16 protein-coding genes are annotated in these 16,722 nt (G+C 68.0%); 8 read left to right on the forward strand and 8 right to left on the reverse strand.

Annotation, left to right across the window (positions count from 1 at the left end; genetic code table 11):
• Positions 1–40 precede the first annotated feature (40 nt).
• On the reverse strand, positions 41–622 hold the full coding sequence (locus tag ACFVS8_RS01815; protein ID WP_387056991.1) for a DUF3043 domain-containing protein: 582 nt from the start codon (positions 620–622) through the stop codon (positions 41–43).
• A 38-nt stretch (positions 623–660) separates the two neighbouring features.
• Between ACFVS8_RS01815 and ACFVS8_RS01820 the strand changes: the two genes are divergently transcribed.
• The 5 genes from ACFVS8_RS01820 (at position 661) to ACFVS8_RS01840 (ending at position 5,773) form a co-directional block, all read left to right on the forward strand.
• Entirely contained in the window at positions 661–2,091 is a 1,431-nt protein-coding gene (locus ACFVS8_RS01820) for a dipeptidase (protein WP_387056993.1), read from the forward strand.
• A gap of 76 nt (positions 2,092–2,167) precedes the next feature.
• On the forward strand, positions 2,168–2,518 hold the full coding sequence (gene erpA, locus ACFVS8_RS01825; protein ID WP_387056995.1) for an iron-sulfur cluster insertion protein ErpA: 351 nt from the start codon (positions 2,168–2,170) through the stop codon (positions 2,516–2,518).
• 190 nt (positions 2,519–2,708) lie between these two features.
• The gene (gene coxB / locus ACFVS8_RS01830) at positions 2,709–3,611 is read left to right on the forward strand and encodes a cytochrome c oxidase subunit II (protein WP_387056997.1); all 903 of its coding nucleotides are present in this window, start codon (positions 2,709–2,711) and stop codon (positions 3,609–3,611) included.
• Complete coding sequence (ctaD, locus tag ACFVS8_RS01835; RefSeq protein WP_387056999.1) at positions 3,608–5,344, forward strand: cytochrome c oxidase subunit I; 1,737 nt, start codon at positions 3,608–3,610, stop codon at positions 5,342–5,344. Before coxB ends, ctaD begins: the two co-directional genes overlap by 4 nt.
• Positions 5,345–5,773 carry a cytochrome c oxidase subunit 4 gene (locus ACFVS8_RS01840; RefSeq protein ID WP_387057001.1) on the forward strand — a complete coding sequence of 143 codons (429 nt, stop codon included), beginning with the start codon at positions 5,345–5,347 and terminating at the stop codon, positions 5,771–5,773.
• Between the two features lie 356 nt (positions 5,774–6,129).
• On the opposite strand, the gene ACFVS8_RS01845 is transcribed toward ACFVS8_RS01840, so the two are convergent.
• The 5 genes from ACFVS8_RS01845 to ACFVS8_RS01865 are packed head-to-tail and all read right to left on the reverse strand — an operon-like array spanning position 6,130 to position 11,217.
• On the reverse strand, positions 6,130–6,984 hold the full coding sequence (locus tag ACFVS8_RS01845) for a putative RNA methyltransferase (RefSeq protein WP_387058145.1): 855 nt from the start codon (positions 6,982–6,984) through the stop codon (positions 6,130–6,132).
• Between the two features lie 31 nt (positions 6,985–7,015).
• Positions 7,016–8,623, reverse strand: coding sequence for a cytochrome bc complex cytochrome b subunit (locus tag ACFVS8_RS01850; protein WP_387057003.1), 1,608 nt, complete (start codon positions 8,621–8,623; stop codon positions 7,016–7,018).
• Positions 8,620–9,696: a Rieske 2Fe-2S domain-containing protein gene (locus tag ACFVS8_RS01855; RefSeq protein ID WP_387057005.1), complete on the reverse strand. Its 1,077-nt coding sequence runs from the start codon at positions 9,694–9,696 to the stop codon at positions 8,620–8,622. Before ACFVS8_RS01855 ends, ACFVS8_RS01850 begins: the two co-directional genes overlap by 4 nt.
• A gap of 38 nt (positions 9,697–9,734) precedes the next feature.
• Entirely contained in the window at positions 9,735–10,529 is a 795-nt protein-coding gene (locus ACFVS8_RS01860; protein WP_387057007.1) for a c-type cytochrome, read from the reverse strand.
• Positions 10,530–10,578: 49 nt separating this feature from the next.
• Positions 10,579–11,217, reverse strand: coding sequence for a heme-copper oxidase subunit III (locus ACFVS8_RS01865; RefSeq protein ID WP_387058147.1), 639 nt, complete (start codon positions 11,215–11,217; stop codon positions 10,579–10,581).
• 131 nt (positions 11,218–11,348) lie between these two features.
• Between ACFVS8_RS01865 and trpD the strand changes: the two genes are divergently transcribed.
• Positions 11,349–12,401, forward strand: a complete 1,053-nt coding sequence (gene trpD, locus ACFVS8_RS01870; protein ID WP_387057009.1) for an anthranilate phosphoribosyltransferase — start codon at positions 11,349–11,351, stop codon at positions 12,399–12,401.
• A 75-nt stretch (positions 12,402–12,476) separates the two neighbouring features.
• Here trpD and glpK read toward each other — a convergent pair whose 3' ends face one another.
• The gene (gene glpK, locus ACFVS8_RS01875) at positions 12,477–13,991 is read right to left on the reverse strand and encodes a glycerol kinase GlpK (RefSeq protein ID WP_387057011.1); all 1,515 of its coding nucleotides are present in this window, start codon (positions 13,989–13,991) and stop codon (positions 12,477–12,479) included.
• Positions 13,992–14,106: 115 nt separating this feature from the next.
• Complete coding sequence (locus tag ACFVS8_RS01880) at positions 14,107–14,865, reverse strand: MIP/aquaporin family protein (RefSeq protein WP_387057013.1); 759 nt, start codon at positions 14,863–14,865, stop codon at positions 14,107–14,109.
• Between the two features lie 203 nt (positions 14,866–15,068).
• On the opposite strand from ACFVS8_RS01880, the gene dhaK reads away from it, so the two are divergent.
• Both dhaK and dhaL read left to right on the forward strand, forming a co-directional pair.
• Positions 15,069–16,070 (forward strand): dihydroxyacetone kinase subunit DhaK, encoded by a 1,002-nt coding sequence (gene dhaK / locus ACFVS8_RS01885; RefSeq protein ID WP_387057015.1) that lies wholly within the window; start codon positions 15,069–15,071, stop codon positions 16,068–16,070.
• A 4-nt stretch (positions 16,071–16,074) separates the two neighbouring features.
• Positions 16,075–16,722, forward strand: a complete 648-nt coding sequence (gene dhaL, locus ACFVS8_RS01890; protein WP_387057017.1) for a dihydroxyacetone kinase subunit DhaL — start codon at positions 16,075–16,077, stop codon at positions 16,720–16,722.

A 16,722-nucleotide genomic window follows, 5' to 3' on the forward strand; every position in this document is an offset into this window, starting at 1 on the left:
CCGTCTTCCGCGTGTTCGCGCAGCTTCGCGCGCGAGTCGATCAGCTCGGGTACTGCCCGCGCTTGACCTGGGGCTTCGGCAGGCGCAGCACGCGCAGCTGCAGCGCGCGCATGGCGGCGTACCAGCGGACCTTCTCGACCTTGTCGCCGTAGCGCGCCCGGAGCTTGCGGCTGAGCACCGCCCCGAGGATGATCACGTCGATCACGGCCACGAGGAAGAATGACCACAGCGCGATGATGCCGATCGCCTGCACCTCGGCGCTCGGGATGAACGTGAGGATGATGACGAGGAACATCACCGGGATGAGGATCTCGCCGATGCTGAAGCGCGCGTCGACGTAGTCGCGCACGAACTTCTTCTGCGGGCCGCGGTCGCGCATCGGGAGGTAGCGCTCGTCGCCGGCGGCCATGCCGACGCGGGCGCGCTCACGGGCCTCCGCCTCCTTCGCACGAGCGGCCTTCTTGGCCTCCTTGCGGTCGTCGGGCACGAGCGGGCGCTTGCGGGCGGCCTCCTGCTGGGCGCGGCTCGGCGTCGGAGCGCCCTTGCCTGCCTTCAGACGGGTCTGCGTCTCTTCGAGCGTCTCGGCGCTCGGCTGGTCGCTGTTGGTGGGGTTGTTTGCCACGGGGATCCCTCGAATCGGTTCCCCTTAAGATTACCGGCATGACCGAGCACCAGCCCACCGATCACGAATCCTCCGGCACCGCCGATCTCGTCGCCGCGATCCGCGACGCCGTCGATGTCGGCTTCCCCTCCACCGTCGCCGACCTGGCGGACCTCGTCCGCATCCCGTCCGTCTCGTGGCCCGCCTTCGACCCGGCCCACGTCGCCCAGAGCGCGGAGGCCATCGCCGCCCTGCTCGAGGGCACCGGCGTCTTCGAGCTGGTCGACATCCGCCGCGCCGAGGTCGAGGACGGATCCGAACTGGGGCAGCCCGCCGTCGTCGCGGGCCGGCCGGCTCGCAACGGCCGCCCGACCGTGCTGCTGTACGCCCACCACGACGTCCAGCCCCCCGGCAAGGACGAGGACTGGGAGACATCGCCGTTCGAGCCCACGCAGCGCGGCGACCGCCTCTACGGCCGCGGCGCCGCCGACGACAAGGCCGGCGTCATGGCGCACGTCGGAGCGATCCGCGCCTTCGCCGAGGCCGCGGGCGACTTCGACCTGGGCATCGCCGTCTTCATCGAGGGCGAGGAGGAGTGGGCCTCCCGTTCGTTCGCCAATTTCCTCCGCGACAACCGCGACCTCCTCGAGGCCGATGCGATCGTCGTCGCCGACTCCGGCAACTGGGACCTCGAGACGCCCGCCATCACCGTCGCGCTGCGCGGCGCCGTCGCGTTCAACGTGCGGATCCGCACGCTCTCCCACGCCTCGCACTCCGGCATGTTCGGGGGAGCGGTGCCCGATGCGATGCTCGCGGCCATCCGACTGCTCGACACGCTGTGGGCCGCCGACGGTTCGGTCGCGGTCGAGGGGCTCAAGACGGCCGACCTCGAACCGCCCGCCTACGACGAGGCGCAGCTGCGCGCAGAGACCGGCCTGGTCGACGGCGTGACGCCCATCGGCGACGGCCCCATCCTCTCCCGCATCTGGGCGAAGCCGGCCGTGACGGTGACCGGCATCGACGCACCCGACGTCGCGAACGCCTCCAACACCCTCGTCCCCGAGGTGCTCGTGCGCGTGAGCGCCCGCATCGCACCCGGACAGGACGCCGAGGAGGCCTTCGCGGCCATCCGCGCCCACCTCGAGGCGAACGCGCCGTTCGGGGTGCAGCTCGGCTTCGAGGGCGTCGACCTCGGCCAGGCCTTCCTCGTCGACACCAGCGGCTGGGCCGTCGCAGACACGCGAGCCGCGATGACGGATGCCTGGGGCAAGCCCCCGGTCGACATCGGTGTCGGCGGGTCGATCCCGTTCATCGCCGAACTCGTCGACGAGTTCCCGGGGGCGCAGATCCTCGTCACGGGCGTCGAGGACCCCGACTCGCGGGCCCACAGCCCGAACGAGTCGCTGCACCTCGGCGTGTTCAAGCGGGCACTGCTGAGCGAGGCGCTGCTGCTCGCGCGCCTCGACGCGCGGGGGAGCGCGGCATCCTGATTCCGGGCCTCCTCGCAGCCCGCGGGGTTAGACTTCCACCAGACATGAGGCGTTCTTCGACGCACCGAGGAGAGACATGAGCGACACGATCACCGAAACCGCGCACGGCGTGAAGCTGAGCGACCCCGCAGCAGACAAGGTGCGGAGCCTGCTCGCGCAGGAGGGTCGTGAAGACCTGCGCCTGCGCGTCGCGGTGCAGCCCGGCGGCTGCTCGGGCCTCATCTACCAGCTGTACTTCGACGAGCGCCTGCTCGACGGCGACGCCGTGGTCGACTTCGACGGCGTCGAGGTCATCGTCGACAAGATGAGCGTGCCCTACCTCGACGGCGCCTCGATCGATTTCGAGGACACCATCCAGAAGCAGGGCTTCACGATCGACAACCCGAACGCCCAGGGCAGCTGCGCCTGCGGAGACTCGTTCCACTGAGGATCATTCAGGACCCCGCGAAAGGGAGGCTGCCGACGGCAGCCTCCCTTTCTTTCTTTGCGCAGATGGTGGCGGAATTCCGCGCCGAAACGGGCCCTGGATGCACACCGGCGGGGCATAGTCGGAGTAGGCTGTCCAACGATCATGCGCTTCGCTGTGAAGCGCCTTCGAGTCTCCCGAAAGGTCACCGGTGCGCCACAATCGCCGTCTCCGATGGGCTGCCATCCCGATCGCAGCGTCACTCAGCCTCGTTCTCGCGGGGTGCACGCAGGCACAGCTCAACGGGTTCCTGCCGGGCTTCGAGGAGGGGCAGCCTCCCGTCACGAACCACACCGAGCGCGTCTCGGGCCTGTGGGTCACGTCGTGGATCGTGCTGCTCGTCGTCGGCGTCATCACCTGGGGCCTGACGATCTGGGCGGTCATCGCCTACCGTCGCCGCAAGGGCCAGACCGGCCTTCCCGTGCAGCTGCGCTACAACATGCCGATCGAGGTGTTCTACACGGTCGTGCCGCTCATCCTGGTGCTGGGCTTCTTCGCCTTCACGGCACGTGACCAGGAGGCGATCGAGCAGCGCTTCGCCGCAGACGACGTCGACGTCAAGGTCGAGGTCATCGCCAAGCAGTGGGCGTGGGACTTCAACTACGTCAACGAAGACGTGTACTCGCCCGGCATCCAGGGCCAGCTCGACGACGAGGGCCCCAGCGGTTCCCTCGTGCAGTCGGAGCTCCCGACCCTGTATCTGCCCGTGGGCAAGAACGTCGAGATCGAGCTCGAGTCCCGCGACGTCATCCACTCGTTCTGGGTCGTGGACTTCCTCTACAAGAAGGACATGTTCCCCGGCAAGACGAACTACATGTCGTTCATCCCCGAGCGCGAGGGCACGTACGAGGGCAAGTGCGCCGAGCTCTGCGGCGAGTACCACTCGCTCATGCTCTTCAACGTCAAGGTCGTCTCCGAAGCGGAGTACGACGCGTACATCGACTCGCTGCGCGACCTCGGCCAGGAGGGCCAGCTCTCCAACGAGTACGACCGCAACCAGAACCTGCCCGGTACGGGCGCGCCCGAACTGAAAGAGGAGCACGAAGGCGAATGAGCACCACGACCGCACCGGCTCGGCCGCAGTCGAGCAGCCTTCCCTTCGGGGCCTCGAAGGTCGAGCGCAAGGGCAACATCCTCGTCAGGTGGGTGACCTCGACCGACCACAAGGTCATCGGGTACATGTACCTGATCGCCTCGTTCATCTTCTTCTGCATCGGCGGCGTCATGGCGCTGATCATCCGCGCCCAGCTCTTCGAGCCCGGCCTCGAGATCGTGCAGACGCGCGAGCAGTACAACCAGCTGTTCACCATGCACGGCACGATCATGCTGCTCATGTTCGCGACGCCGCTCTTCGCCGGCTTCGCCAACGTGCTCATGCCGCTGCAGATCGGCGCCCCTGACGTCGCCTTCCCGCGACTGAACGCGTTCGCCTTCTGGCTGTTCACGTTCGGCTCGCTGATGGCGGTCGCCGGCTTCCTCACCCCGCAGGGCGCCGCGTCGTTCGGATGGTTCGCCTACCAGCCGCTCGCCTCCACGACGTTCTCACCGGGTGTCGGCGGAAACCTCTGGATGCTCGGCCTCGGCCTCTCGGGCTTCGGCACGATCCTCGGTGGTGTGAACTTCATCACGACGATCATCACGATGCGCGCGCCCGGCATGACGATGTTCCGCATGCCGATCTTCACCTGGAACACGCTCGTCACCTCGATCCTCGTGCTGATGGCGTTCCCGGTGCTGGCCGCCGCGATGCTGGCCGCCGCTGCCGACCGCGTCTTCGACGCGCACATCTACGATCCCGCCAACGGCGGCGTCATCCTGTGGCAGCACCTCTTCTGGTTCTTCGGCCACCCCGAGGTCTACATCATCGCCCTGCCGTTCTTCGGCATCGTGTCCGAGATCTTCCCCGTCTTCAGCCGCAAGCCGATCTTCGGCTACACGACCCTCGTCTACGCGACGATCGCGATCGCGGCGCTCTCGGTCACCGTGTGGGCGCACCACATGTACGTCACCGGTTCGGTGCTGCTGCCGTTCTTCTCATTGATGACGATGCTCATCGCGGTACCGACAGGCGTGAAGATCTTCAACTGGATCGGCACGATGTGGCGCGGCTCGATCACATTCGAGACCCCGCTCGTCTGGTCGGTCGGCTTCCTCATCACGTTCGTCTTTGGTGGTCTCACCGGCGTGATCCTCGCATCGCCGCCGCTCGACTTCGCCGTGTCCGACACGTACTTCGTCGTCGCGCACTTCCACTACGTGGTGTTCGGCACCGTGGTGTTCGCCATGTTCGCCGGCTTCTACTTCTGGTGGCCGAAGTGGACCGGCAAGATGCTGAACGAGACGCTCGGCAAGTGGCACTTCTGGCTGCTCTTCATCGGCTTCCACACGACCTTCCTCATCCAGCACTGGCTGGGTGTCGTGGCGATGCCCCGTCGGTACTACTCGTACCTTCCCGAAGACAACATCACCTGGATGAACCAGCTCTCGACGATCGGCTCGGCGATCCTCGCGATCTCGCTGATCCCGTTCTTCCTGAACGTGTACATCACGGCGCGACGCGCTCCGAAGGTCACGGTGAACGACCCGTGGGGCTACGGCCGCTCGCTCGAGTGGGCGACCAGTTGCCCGCCGCCGCGTCACAACTTCACCTCGATCCCGCGCATCCGTTCGGAGTCTCCGGCGTTCGACCTCAACCACCCCGAGGCCGGCATCCCCGTCGGCATCGGAGCTGGCAAGGACGCTCCCGACGCGCCCGTGTTCGACGTCGAGACGAAGGAAGTCAAGTAGATGCGCGCCAATGTGGTCCTGTTCTGGATCCTCTCCGGGTTCTTCGCGATCGCGGCCGCGATCTACATCGTCTGGACGATGCTGAGCGGCATCGAGCCGGGCGGCGGGCCCGAGTGGGTCGGTCTCGTCGCGATCTCGCTGAGCGCGGTGCTCGCAGCATTCATCGCGTTCTACCTCGGTCGCGTGCACAAGGCTCAGGGTGCGGAGCTTCCTGAAGACCGGCTCGACGCGAACATCGACGATGGCGACCCCGAGCTCGGCTTCTTCAGCCCCTGGAGCTGGTGGCCGATCGCCCTGGCGGCGTCGGCGGCGCTGCTCTTCCTCGGTCTGGCAGTCGGCTTCTGGATCTCGTTCATCGCGATCGGCATCGGCGTCATCAGCCTGGTCGGCTGGGTGTACGAGTACTACCGCGGCAACTTCGCCCGCTGATCCACAACTCGAGCGGCCCCTGCATTCGTGCAGGGGCCGTTTTCGTGCGCCCGCTCGGAATTTGATCGCGATGACGGGCCGAGGCTTGAGAATTGCGCAGACGATCGCGCGTGCAGTCGTGCTCGATCAGCGGGATCGGGAGAGTGCGACGGAGCCGCTGGAAGCGAGAAGCGCGGTCTGACGAGCCGGGCTGCACGTCCTCATACCGATGACCTCAGTGTGCGAGGGCAGCAGAGCGAGTCTGAGCATGCCCTGGAGCGTCACAGGAGCGTCGTGAACGCCTCCGAGCATCCAGATCTATTCCCAAGTATCGAAACGCGGGTCGCTGGCCGCACAGCGCCGTCCGCCGGCCCAGCTCAGGGGAGTGGGCGACGCCGGAACGCTAGGACGTCGACCGACACGGTCACCCGAAGCGGTGCATGCGCCTCGGAGCCTCCGGCAGCGGCATGGTGCGCCGACGGGCCCATGGCGACCAGCATGACCCGTTGTTCGGCCGTGACGTCTGTCTCATAGCGCACGGGTAGGTGCTCTGCGAGGTCGAAGCCCGCTGCTGCAAGGGCCTCCGACACGGCCCGCTCCTTGTCGGGCGGCACCGCGAGCACCGATCCGTCGCGGCGGAGTTCGGCGAGGTGCTCCTCGCGCGGAACGACGACGAGCAGCACTCCGCCCGCTCTGAGCACACGGGCATACTCGTCGGGATTGCGGGGCGCGAAGACGTTGAGCGCGAGATCAGCGGAGCCATCGCGCAGGGGGAGCGGACGCCAGATGTCGAGCACGACGCCAGTGGCGCCCTCGACGGTGCGCGTCGCCATGCGCACGGCGACCGGAGAACGATCGGCGAGCAGCACCGACGAAGCACCTGTGTCGTCCGCGACCCGGGAGGCGTAGTAGCCGGTGCCGCATCCGAAATCGACCAGGCGGGGGCCGACGGCGTCCCCTTCGGGGGCTCGGCCAGACAGGCTGGTCGCAATCGCTGCGACCGAGTCGGCGATCGGCAGGTAGAGGGCCGAATCGAGCAACGCGGCACGAGCGCTGAGCATCTGATGATCGTCGCCGATCGTGCGCGGCGCGCGCGGTGGGAGCAGCGTGACCGTGCCCTGACGCGCGATGTCGAACCGATGACCGCTCTCGCAGCCGAGCACCAGCCGTTCGAGCGGTTCGAGTGGGGAGAAACAGTTCGGGCACCGGAACCAGGTCGCGTCGAACGACATGGTCACGGTGCCCGAACCGATGATGCGTGGATCAGTGATGGCCGTTGTGGCCGGACTCGAGCTCGCCCTTGGTCACCGGGGCGATGCGGTCCTCGAAGAACCACCGCGAGAGCGCGGCGCGGAAACGCTGACCGGCCGTGATCTTGCCGCGAGCGTTCGGGCGGATCATGAGCGGCTCGTACGTGTCGAAGCTCACCAGACGCCAGCGGTCGTACTCGTCGAGCTGCTCGTGGACCTCGATGAACTCGCCACCGGGCAGACGCACGATGCGACCCGACTCGAAGCCGTGCAGCACGATCTCGCGATCCTTCTTCTGCAGCGCGATGCAGACGCGCTTGGTGATGAAGAACGCCACGAACGGCCCGAGGATGACGACGCCCTGGAGGAAGTGGATCACGCCCTCCATGGTCAGGTGGAAGTGCGTCGCGAGGATGTCCGAGCTCGCCGCGGCCCAGAGGCCGGCGTAGAACGTGACACCGGCTGCGCCGATCGCCGTGCGGGTCGGCGCGTTGCGAGGACGGTCGGCGATGTGGTGCTCGCGCTTGTCGCCCGTGATCCACGCCTCGATGAACGGGTACATGAGCACCAGGACGATGAAGATACCGATGGCGATGAGGGGCACGAGGATGTTGAACGACCACGTGCGCTCGAGCCAGACGAACTCCCATCCCGGGGGAATGAGTCGGAGCGCGCCGTCGGCGAAGCCGATGTACCAGTCGGGCTGGGTACCTGCCGACACCGGTGACGGGTCGTACGGGCCGTAGTTCCAGATCGGGTTGATCGTGAACAGCGAGGCGATGAGCGCGATGACGCCGAAGATGATGAAGAAGAATCCACCGGCCTTCGCCGCGTACACGGGCAGCACGGGCGGGCCGACGGCGTTCTGCTGCGTCTTGCCGGGGCCGGCGTACTGCGTGTGCTTGTGCACGACCACGAAGACGAGGTGCAGGGCGATGAACGCGATGACCAGTGCCGGCAGCAGCATGATGTGCAGCGAGTACAGGCGGCCGACGATCTGCGTGCCCGGGAACTCGCCGCCGAAGAGGAGGAACGAGATCCAGGTGCCGACGAGCGGGATGCCCTTGATCAGGCCGTCGATGATGCGGAGGCCGTTGCCCGAGAGCAGGTCGTCGGGGAGCGAGTAGCCGGTGAAGCCCTCGGCCATCGCGAGGATGAAGAGCGTGAAGCCGATCACCCAGTTGAACTCGCGCGGCTTGCGGAACGCGCCCGTGAAGTAGATGCGCAGCATGTGCAGGCCGATGGCCGCCACGAACAGCAGCGCCGCCCAGTGGTGCATCTGGCGCACGAACAGGCCGCCGCGGATGTCGAACGAGATGTCGAGGGTCGATGCCATCGCGACCGACATCTCGACGCCCTTGAGGGGCACGTACGAGCCGTCGTAGTGCACCTCGGCCATCGACGCCTGGAAGAAGAATGTCAGGAACGTGCCCGAGATCAGGATGACGACGAACGAGAAGAGGGCGACCTCGCCGAGGAGGAACGACCAGTGGTCGGGGAACGCCTTGCGGCCGAGCTCCTTGATGAAGCCCGCGACGCTGGTGCGCTCATTGACGTAGACGGCCGCCGAGGTCGTGAACGAACGCTTCTGCGTGCCGGTGGTGGGCGATGCGGTACTCAATGACGCTCCCAGAAGCTCGGGCCGACGGGTTCGGTGAAGTCGCTCTGCGCGATGAGGTAGCCCTCGTCGTCGATGGCGATCGGCAGCTGCGGCAGCGGACGCTTCGCCGGGCCGAAGATGACCTCGCAGTGGTTCGCGACGTCGAACTGCGACTGGTGGCAGGGGCAGAGCAGGTGGTGCGTGTGCTGCTCGTAGAGCGCCACGGGGCATCCGACGTGGGTGCAGATCTTGGAGTACGCGACGATGCCGTCGTACGACCAGCTCTCGCGCTCGGGGAGCTGGTTCAGCTCGCTCGGGTCGAGGCGCATGAGCAGCACGGCCGCCTTGGCCTTCTCCTCGAGCTTGCCGTGCTCGAGCTCGGCGAGGCCCTCGGGGATCACGTGGAAGGCGCTGCCGATGGTGACGTCGGAGGCCTTGATGGCCACGCCGCTCGGGTCGAGCGCGAGTCGGGTGCCCTTGCGCCACATCGTGTGGCTGAGCAGCGGCACGGGCAGCTGGTCCTGGGGGGCGAATCCGCGGAAGAGCACGACGGCGGGGAGCGGGAAGACCACCAGTGCGCCGATGAGGCTGTTTCGGATGACCGCACGGCGCGTGAAGCCCGACTCGCGGTCGGCGTCGGCGAAGACCTTCGCTGCGGCGGCCTGCGTCTCGGGCGAGCCGCCGACCTCGTGCCGCTCGTCGACGAGTTCGACGTCGACCATGACGGCCTTGCCCCAGTGGACGATGCCGATGCCGAGCGCGAGGAGCGCGAGTGCTGCGCCGAGGCCGATGAACAGGTTGTTCAGGCGCACGTCGCCGACGTTGTTCGACTCCATCGGGAAGAGCATGTAGGCGGCGACCGCCCACAGGCTGCCGAGGAGCGAGAGGTAGAAGAGCGTGTAGACGGTGCGCTGGGCGCGCTTCTCGCGCTTCGGGTCTTCGTCGGTCACGCGGGGGCGATGCGGAGGGAATCCGGGGTTCGTGAAACCGTCCTGAACGATCAGCGCGGTGCCGGGCGAGGCAACGGATTCGTGCTCGGCATGCGACGAGTCGGCAGCGGCGAGCTCAGCTCCGCTGTGGTCGTCCTGGGCCATGGTTCTCCTTCTTCAGGTACTTCGGTACCGACGTGCGCTTAGTTGGACTTCGCCGTGATCCACACGGTGATCGCGACGATCGCGCCGAGACCGAAGATCCAGATGAACAAGCCCTCGGCGACGGGGCCGAGCGAGCCGAGCTCGAATCCGCCGGGGGAGCGGTTGTCCTGCACGTACTTGAGGTACGTGATGATGTCGCGCTTGTCTTCGGGCGAGATGTTCAGGTCGCTGAAGACCGGCATGTTCTGGGGGCCGGTGACCATGGCCGCGTAGATGTGGGAACCGCTGGTCTCGGTGAGGGCGGGGGCGAACTTGCCCTCGGTGAGCGCGCCGCCGGCGCCGGCGACGTTGTGGCACATCGCGCAGTTGATGCGGAAGAGCTCGGCACCGTTCGCGGCATCGCCGCCGCCGTCGACGAGATGCGCGGGCGCGATGCCCGGGCCGGGGCCGAGCGAGGCGACGAACGCCGCCAGCTGCTTGACCTGCTCGTCGGTGAACTGAACCGGCTTCACCTGTGCCTGCGGGCCCTGCATCTGCATGGGCATGCGGCCGGTGCCGACCTGGAAGTCGACGGAAGCCGCGCCGACGCCGACGAGGCTCGGACCGGTCTCGGTGCCCTCGGCCGAGAGGCCGTGGCAGGTGGCGCAGTTGGCCTGGAACAGCTTCTTGCCTGCGTCGATCGTCTGCTGCGAGGTGAGGTCGGTCTCGGCCTGCGCGGTCGTTCCCGCGCTCAGGGCGGCGTAGGCGCCACCGGTGAAGACGAGGCCGATCGCGAGCAGCGCGACCGTCGCGAGCGGGTGCCGGCGGCCTGTGCGTCGCTTCTGGCGGTTCATGGGGTTCTTCCTGTTCACGGGCATGCTGGGTGGGCGCTCCTGCTTGCGTTTACTTGAGGACGTAGATGACCAGGAACAGGCCGATCCAGACGACGTCGACGAAGTGCCAGTAGTACGACACGACGATCGCGCTCGTCGCCTCCTTGTGTCCGAAGTTCTTCACGGCGAAGACCCGGCCGATGACGAGGAGGAATGCGATGAGACCGCCGGTCACGTGCAGGCCGTGAAAGCCGGTGGTGAGGTAGAAGGCCGACCCGTAGGAGTCGGAGGAGAGCGAGATACCCTCGGAGACGAGCGTGGCGTACTCCCAGACCTGGCCGGCGACGAAGACGGCGCCCATGGCGAAGGTGAGGAAGAACCACTCGACCATGCCCCACTGCGTCGGCTTCCAGCCGGTCGCGTAGGGCTGCATGCGCTCTGCGGCGAAGACGCCGAACTGGCACGTGACGGAGGAGAGCACGAGGATGATCGTGTTCGTCAGCGAGAACGGGAAGTTCAGCACATCGGCCTGCGCGGCCCACAGCTCGGGAGACATCGAGCGGAGCGTGAAGTAGATCGCGAACAGGCCGGCGAAGAACATGACTTCGCTGCCGAGCCAGACGATCGTGCCCACCGCCACGGTGTTCGGTCGCTTGATCACCGGCGCGCTCGCCTGAAAAGTCATAGAGGTGCTCGTCACGATGACCATTATGGCTGAAATCAGCACTGAGTTTTCGTCATCCTCGGGACTCGTGTCGCGCTCGAGCCGGTTAGGCAACCCTAACCAGAGGTGTGAAGACCCCGTGAATCGGCCCTGAATCGGTGGCTAGGATCGTCTCCATGTCCGCCGAACAGACCTGGCCCGCGATCCTGACCGCCCTCCTCAACGGAGAGGACCTCAGCGTGTCGGATGCCGCGTGGTGCATGGAGCAGGTGATGACGGGCGTCGCCACCGAGGCCCAGCTCGCCGCCTTCCTCGTCGCGCTCCGTGCGAAGGGCGAGACGGTCGACGAGGTCGTCGGCTTCCGCGACGCCGTGCTCGAGCACGCCGTGCCGCTCGACGTCGATCCGATGGCGCTCGACATCGTCGGCACCGGGGGCGACCGCTTCGGCACGGTGAACGTGTCGACCATGGCCTCCGTCGTGGCCGCGGCATCCGGTGTCCCGGTCATCAAGCACGGCAACCGCGCGGCGAGCTCGGCCTCCGGGTCGTCCGACGTGCTCGCCGCCCTCGGGCTCGACCTCGCGCTGCCCGCGGAACGCGTCGGGCAGGTGCTCGACGAGGCCGGCATCACGTTCGCGTTCGCCTCGGCGTTCCACCCCGGCTTCCGTCACGCGGGTGCGGTGCGGGCGCAGCTCGGCGTGCCGACGGTGTTCAACTTCCTGGGCCCGCTCTGCAACCCGGCGAGGCCCGAGGCATCAGCCGTCGGCGTCGCGCATCTCGACCGCGTGCCGCTCATCGTCGGCGTCTTCCAGACCCGGGGCGCAACGGCGCTCGTGTTCCGCGGCGACGACGGGCTCGACGAGCTCACGACGACCGGTCACAGCCACGTGTGGGAGGTGTCCCGCGGCACCGTCAAGGAGCACGACCTCGATCCGCGCGACCTCGGCATCGCCCGCGCGAAGATCGACCAGCTGAAGGGCGGCGACGCCGCATCCAACGCCGCGGTCGTGCATCGCGTGTTCGCCGGCGAGACCGGCCCCGTACGCGACATCGTCGTGCTGAACGCGGCCGCCGGGCTCGTGTCGTTCCAGCTCGCGAAGGACCCCTCGCAGGTGCAGCGCTCGATCCTCGATCGGTTCGCCGAGCAGATGGTCGTCGCGGCCGAGACGATCGACAGCGGCGCCGCGGCCCGCAAGCTCGACGAGTGGATCGCTGCGACCGAACGGTGAGCGCGCCCCGCACGTCTTGACGCACGACTCGGGCCCCGCGGCATCCGCGGGGCCCGAGTTCGTGCGTGGACGGGATCAGGTCACGTCGGAGTCGACCCAGTCGAAGGTCTTCGTGACGGCCTTCTTCCAGAGCCGGATCTGGCGGTCGCGCTCATCGGCGTCCATCTTCGGCTCCCACCGCGAGTCCTCCTGCCAGTTGGCGCGGAGTTCGTCGAGATCGGACCAGAAGCCGACGGCGAGGCCGGCGGCGTAGGCGGCACCGAGGGCCGTGGTCTCGGCGACGACCGGTCGCACGACCGGCACGCCGAGGATGTCGGCCTGGAACTGCATCAGGGTGTTGTTGGCGATCATGCCGCCGTCGACCTTGAGCTCGGTGAGGTCGACGCCGGAGTCGGCGTTCACCGCGTCGAGCACCTCGCGGGTCTGGAACGCCGTCGCCTCGAGCGCGGCCCGGGCGATGTGCCCCTTGTTCACGAACCTCGTGAGGCCGACGAGCGCACCGCGCGCGTCGGGCCGCCAGTAGGGCGCGAACAGGCCGGAGAAGGCGGGCACGAAGTACGCACCGCCGTTGTCGTCGACCGTCTTCGCCAGCTCCTCGACCTCGGGGGCGCTCGAGATGAGGCCGAGGTTGTCGCGGAGCCATTGGATCAGCGATCCGGTGACGGCGATCGACCCTTCGAGCGCGTAATGGGCGGGCTCGTCGCCGAGCTTGTAGCCCAGCGTGGTCAGCAACCCGTTCTTCGAGTGCACGATCTCGGTGTCGGTGTTGAAGATCAGGAAGTTGCCCGTGCCGTAGGTGTTCTTCGACTCGCCGGGGCCGAACGCCGCCTGGCCGAAGGTCGCGGCCTGTTGATCGCCCAGGATGCCGGCGACCGGGACCTCCCGCAGGAGGCTCGACGGCTCGACGGTGCCGTAGACCTCGGAGGAGGAACGGATCTCGGGGAGCATCGACTTCGGCACGTCGAACGCCGCGAGGATGTCGTCGCGCCACTGGAGCGTCTCGAGGTCCATGAAGAGCGTGCGGCTGGCGTTCGTGACGTCGGTCGCGTGCACGCCGCCCTCGACGCCGCCGGTCAGGTTCCAGAGCACCCAGCAGTCGGTCGTGCCGAACAGCAGGTCGCCGGCCTCGGCCTTCGCCCGCGCACCCTCGACGTTCTCGAGGATCCACACGATCTTGGTGCCCGAGAAGTACGTGGCCAGCGGCAGCCCGACATCCTGCTTGAAGCGCTCGACCCCGCCGTCGGCTGCGAGGCGGTCGACGATCGGCTGCGTGCGCGTGTCCTGCCAGACGATGGCGTTGTAGACGGGCTCGCCGGTGTTCTTGTCCCAGACCACCGCGGTCTCGCGCTGGTTGGTGATGCCGACCGCGGCGATGTCGTGACGGGTCAGGTCCGCCTTGCCGAGGGCTTGGCCGATCACCTCTCGGGTGTTGCGCCAGATCTCCATCGGATCGTGCTCGACCCAGCCGGCCTTGGGGAAGATCTGCTCGTGCTCGAGCTGCCCCGTCGCGATGATCGACCCCTTCTTGTCGAAGATGATCGAGCGGGTGCTCGTGGTTCCCTGGTCGATCGCCAGGATGTAGTCGGCCATGACTTCCTCTCTGCGTGCGGCCCCGCTCCGCGAGGCGCGCGAATACGTGATCGCGGGCCCGCGCCGAGTGGGCGCGGGCCGCCCTGTTCATCCGCTCGCGAGGAGCGGCGACCGCTCAGCCGAGTACGGGCAGGAGGACGAGCGCAGCCCATCCTGCGAGGAGACCGCCGATGACCGGACCGACCACCGGGACCCACGAGTAGCCCCAGTCGCTGCCGCCCTTGCCCTTGATGGGCAGCACGGCGTGCGCGATGCGCGGACCGAGGTCGCGCGCGGGGTTGATCGCGTAGCCGGTCGGTCCACCGAGGGACGCACCGATCGCGATCACGAGGAACGCGACGGGGATCGCGCCCAGTTCGGCGGGCGTGCCGCCGTAGGAGAAGCCGAGGATCACGAACACGAGCACGAACGTGCCGACGATCTCGGTGACGAGGTTCCAGCCGTAGGAGCGGATCGCGGGGCCCGTCGAGAACACGCCGAGCTTGTTGGCGGGTTCGGGCTCGCCGTCGAAGTGCTGCTTGTAGGCGAGCCAGCAGAACACCGCTCCGATGAACGCACCGACGAACTGCGCTCCGATGTAGGTGAAGATCGACGCGCCGTCGATCGGGATGCCGGGTACGAACTCCGTCTCGCCCTTGCCGAGGAAGTTCGCCGTGAGGCCGAGCGTGACGGCCGGGTTCAGGTGGGCACCCGACGCGTAGGAGACGATGACGCCGGCGAAGACCGCGAGGCCCCAGCCGATGTTCACCATCAGGAACCCGCCGTTGTGACCCTTGTTCTTCGCGAGCGCGACGTTCGCGACGACACCGCAACCGAGCAGGACCAGCATGGCCGTGCCCACCATCTCCGAAAGGAAGATGATCCCGAGATTCATTGCTACCCCCTTCGCGTGCGCCGCAGCGTTGCGGTGCAGTTGTCACCATATCCCTGTGGCACGTTCGCAGGGAATGGCCGCGCGGGAGTTGGCCGGGACTCTTCCACGCCGGACACCTGCTGGCGTAGGTTTGCGAAGGGAGTGCTGCGTCGGGGCCGATGCACGGTCGCTCGGCATCCTGCAGCCCGGGGGAGAGGATGAGCGTGAAGAAGATCATCAACGATCCGAGGCAGGTGGTCGAGGAATCGGTCGCCGGATTCGGACGGGCGCACGCGGACCTGGTGCGCGTCGAGCTCGACCCGGTGCACGTCGTGCGCGCCGATGCGCCCATCGCCGGCAAGGTCGGCATCGTCAGCGGCGGCGGCAGCGGACACGAGCCCCTGCACGCGGGATACGTCGGATTCGGCATGCTCGATGCCGCGGTGCCCGGCGCGGTGTTCACCTCGCCGACGCCCGATCCGATCCTCGCAGCCACCAAGGCCGTCGACGGCGGCGCCGGGGTGCTGCACATCGTGAAGAACTACACGGGCGACGTGCTCAACTTCGAGACCGCGGCCGAGCTCGCGGGCATGGACGGCATCACGGTCCGCGCGGTCGTCACCGACGACGACGTCGCGGTGCAGGACTCGCTGTACACGGCCGGCCGTCGCGGTGTCGGCGGCACGGTGCTCGTCGAGAAGATCGCGGGGGCAGCGGCCGAGCGCGGGGACTCGCTCGACGAGGTCGCCGCCATCGCCGAGCGCGTGAACGCGAACGCCCGCTCGATGGGCCTCGCCCTCACCGCCTGCGTGGTGCCGCACGCCGGCGAGCCGAGCTTCGACATCGGCGACGACGAGATCGAGATCGGCATCGGCATCCACGGCGAGCCCGGACGCGAGCGGATCGGCCTCGAACCGGCCGACCGGCTCGTCGATCGGCTGCTCGAGCCGATCCTGGGCGACCTCCCGTTCGGCGAGGGCGATCGCGTGCTGCTCTTCGTGAACGGCATGGGCGGCACTCCGCAGGTCGAGCTGTACCTCGCGTACCGCCGCGCCGACGAGGTGCTGCGCGAGCGCGGCATCACGGTCGAGCGCTCGCTCGTCGGCAACTACATCACGGCGCTCGAGATGCAGGGCATGTCGATCACCCTGCTGAAGCTCGACGACGAGATGGTCGGACTCTGGGACGCGCCCGTGCAGACGGCGGCGCTGAGATGGGGGCGTTAGGCGCGTGGGACTCGACATCACTTGGGCGGTCGACTGGGTCAGGCGCAGCGCCGACGTCATCGCGGAGCATCGCGTCGAGCTGATCCGGCTCGATCGCGACATCGGCGACGGCGACCACGGCGAGAACCTCGACCGCGGGTTCACGGCCGTCGTGCCCAAGCTCGACGACCTCGCTGCCGGGTCGACCCCCGGTGACGTGCTGAAGCTCGTGGCGATGACGCTCATCTCGACGGTCGGCGGCGCCGCCGGGCCGCTCTACGGAACCGCGTACCTCAAAGCCGCGGCAGCGGCCGGCTCGGAGTCGTCGCTCGACGGCGACGCGGTCGCGAGGCTGCTGACCGCGGCGCGCGACGGCATCGTCTCCCGCGGCAAGGCGGAATCCGGCGACAAGACGATGATCGATGCGTGGACGCCCGCGGTCGATGCCGCGACGGCCGCGGCCGCCGACGGTGCGGATGCCGCCGCGGTGCTCGACGCCGCAGCCACCGCGGCCGAAGCCGGCGCGGTCGCGACCGAACCGCTCGTGGCCCGCAAGGGACGCGCGAGCTACCTCGGCGAGCGGTCGGTCGGGCATCGCGACCCGGGCGCCCAGTCCTCGGCGCTCCTGTTGCGCGCTGCGGCCGATGCGGCTGCGGAAGCGACGGGGGCCTGA

This window comes from Agromyces sp. NPDC058110, from assembly GCF_042884735.1.
In the GTDB taxonomy this organism is placed as follows: domain Bacteria; phylum Actinomycetota; class Actinomycetes; order Actinomycetales; family Microbacteriaceae; genus Agromyces.

Excerpts from the sequence above, each read along its gene's own strand:
- ACFVS8_RS01820 (WP_387056993.1), top strand. The coding sequence starts at position 661 with ATGACCGAGCACCAGCCCACCGATCACGAATCCTCCGGCACCGCCGAT.
- erpA (WP_387056995.1), top strand. The coding sequence starts at position 2,168 with ATGAGCGACACGATCACCGAAACCGCGCACGGCGTGAAGCTGAGCGAC.
- ctaD (WP_387056999.1), top strand. The coding sequence starts at position 3,608 with ATGAGCACCACGACCGCACCGGCTCGGCCGCAGTCGAGCAGCCTTCCC.
- ACFVS8_RS01840 (WP_387057001.1), top strand. The coding sequence starts at position 5,345 with ATGCGCGCCAATGTGGTCCTGTTCTGGATCCTCTCCGGGTTCTTCGCG.
- ACFVS8_RS01845 (WP_387058145.1), bottom strand. The coding sequence starts at position 6,984 with ATGTCGTTCGACGCGACCTGGTTCCGGTGCCCGAACTGTTTCTCCCCA.
- ACFVS8_RS01855 (WP_387057005.1), bottom strand. The coding sequence starts at position 9,696 with ATGGCCCAGGACGACCACAGCGGAGCTGAGCTCGCCGCTGCCGACTCG.
- ACFVS8_RS01860 (WP_387057007.1), bottom strand. The coding sequence starts at position 10,529 with ATGAACCGCCAGAAGCGACGCACAGGCCGCCGGCACCCGCTCGCGACG.
- ACFVS8_RS01865 (WP_387058147.1), bottom strand. The coding sequence starts at position 11,217 with ATGGTCATCGTGACGAGCACCTCTATGACTTTTCAGGCGAGCGCGCCG.
- trpD (WP_387057009.1), top strand. The coding sequence starts at position 11,349 with ATGTCCGCCGAACAGACCTGGCCCGCGATCCTGACCGCCCTCCTCAAC.
- glpK (WP_387057011.1), bottom strand. The coding sequence starts at position 13,991 with ATGGCCGACTACATCCTGGCGATCGACCAGGGAACCACGAGCACCCGC.
- ACFVS8_RS01880 (WP_387057013.1), bottom strand. The coding sequence starts at position 14,865 with ATGAATCTCGGGATCATCTTCCTTTCGGAGATGGTGGGCACGGCCATG.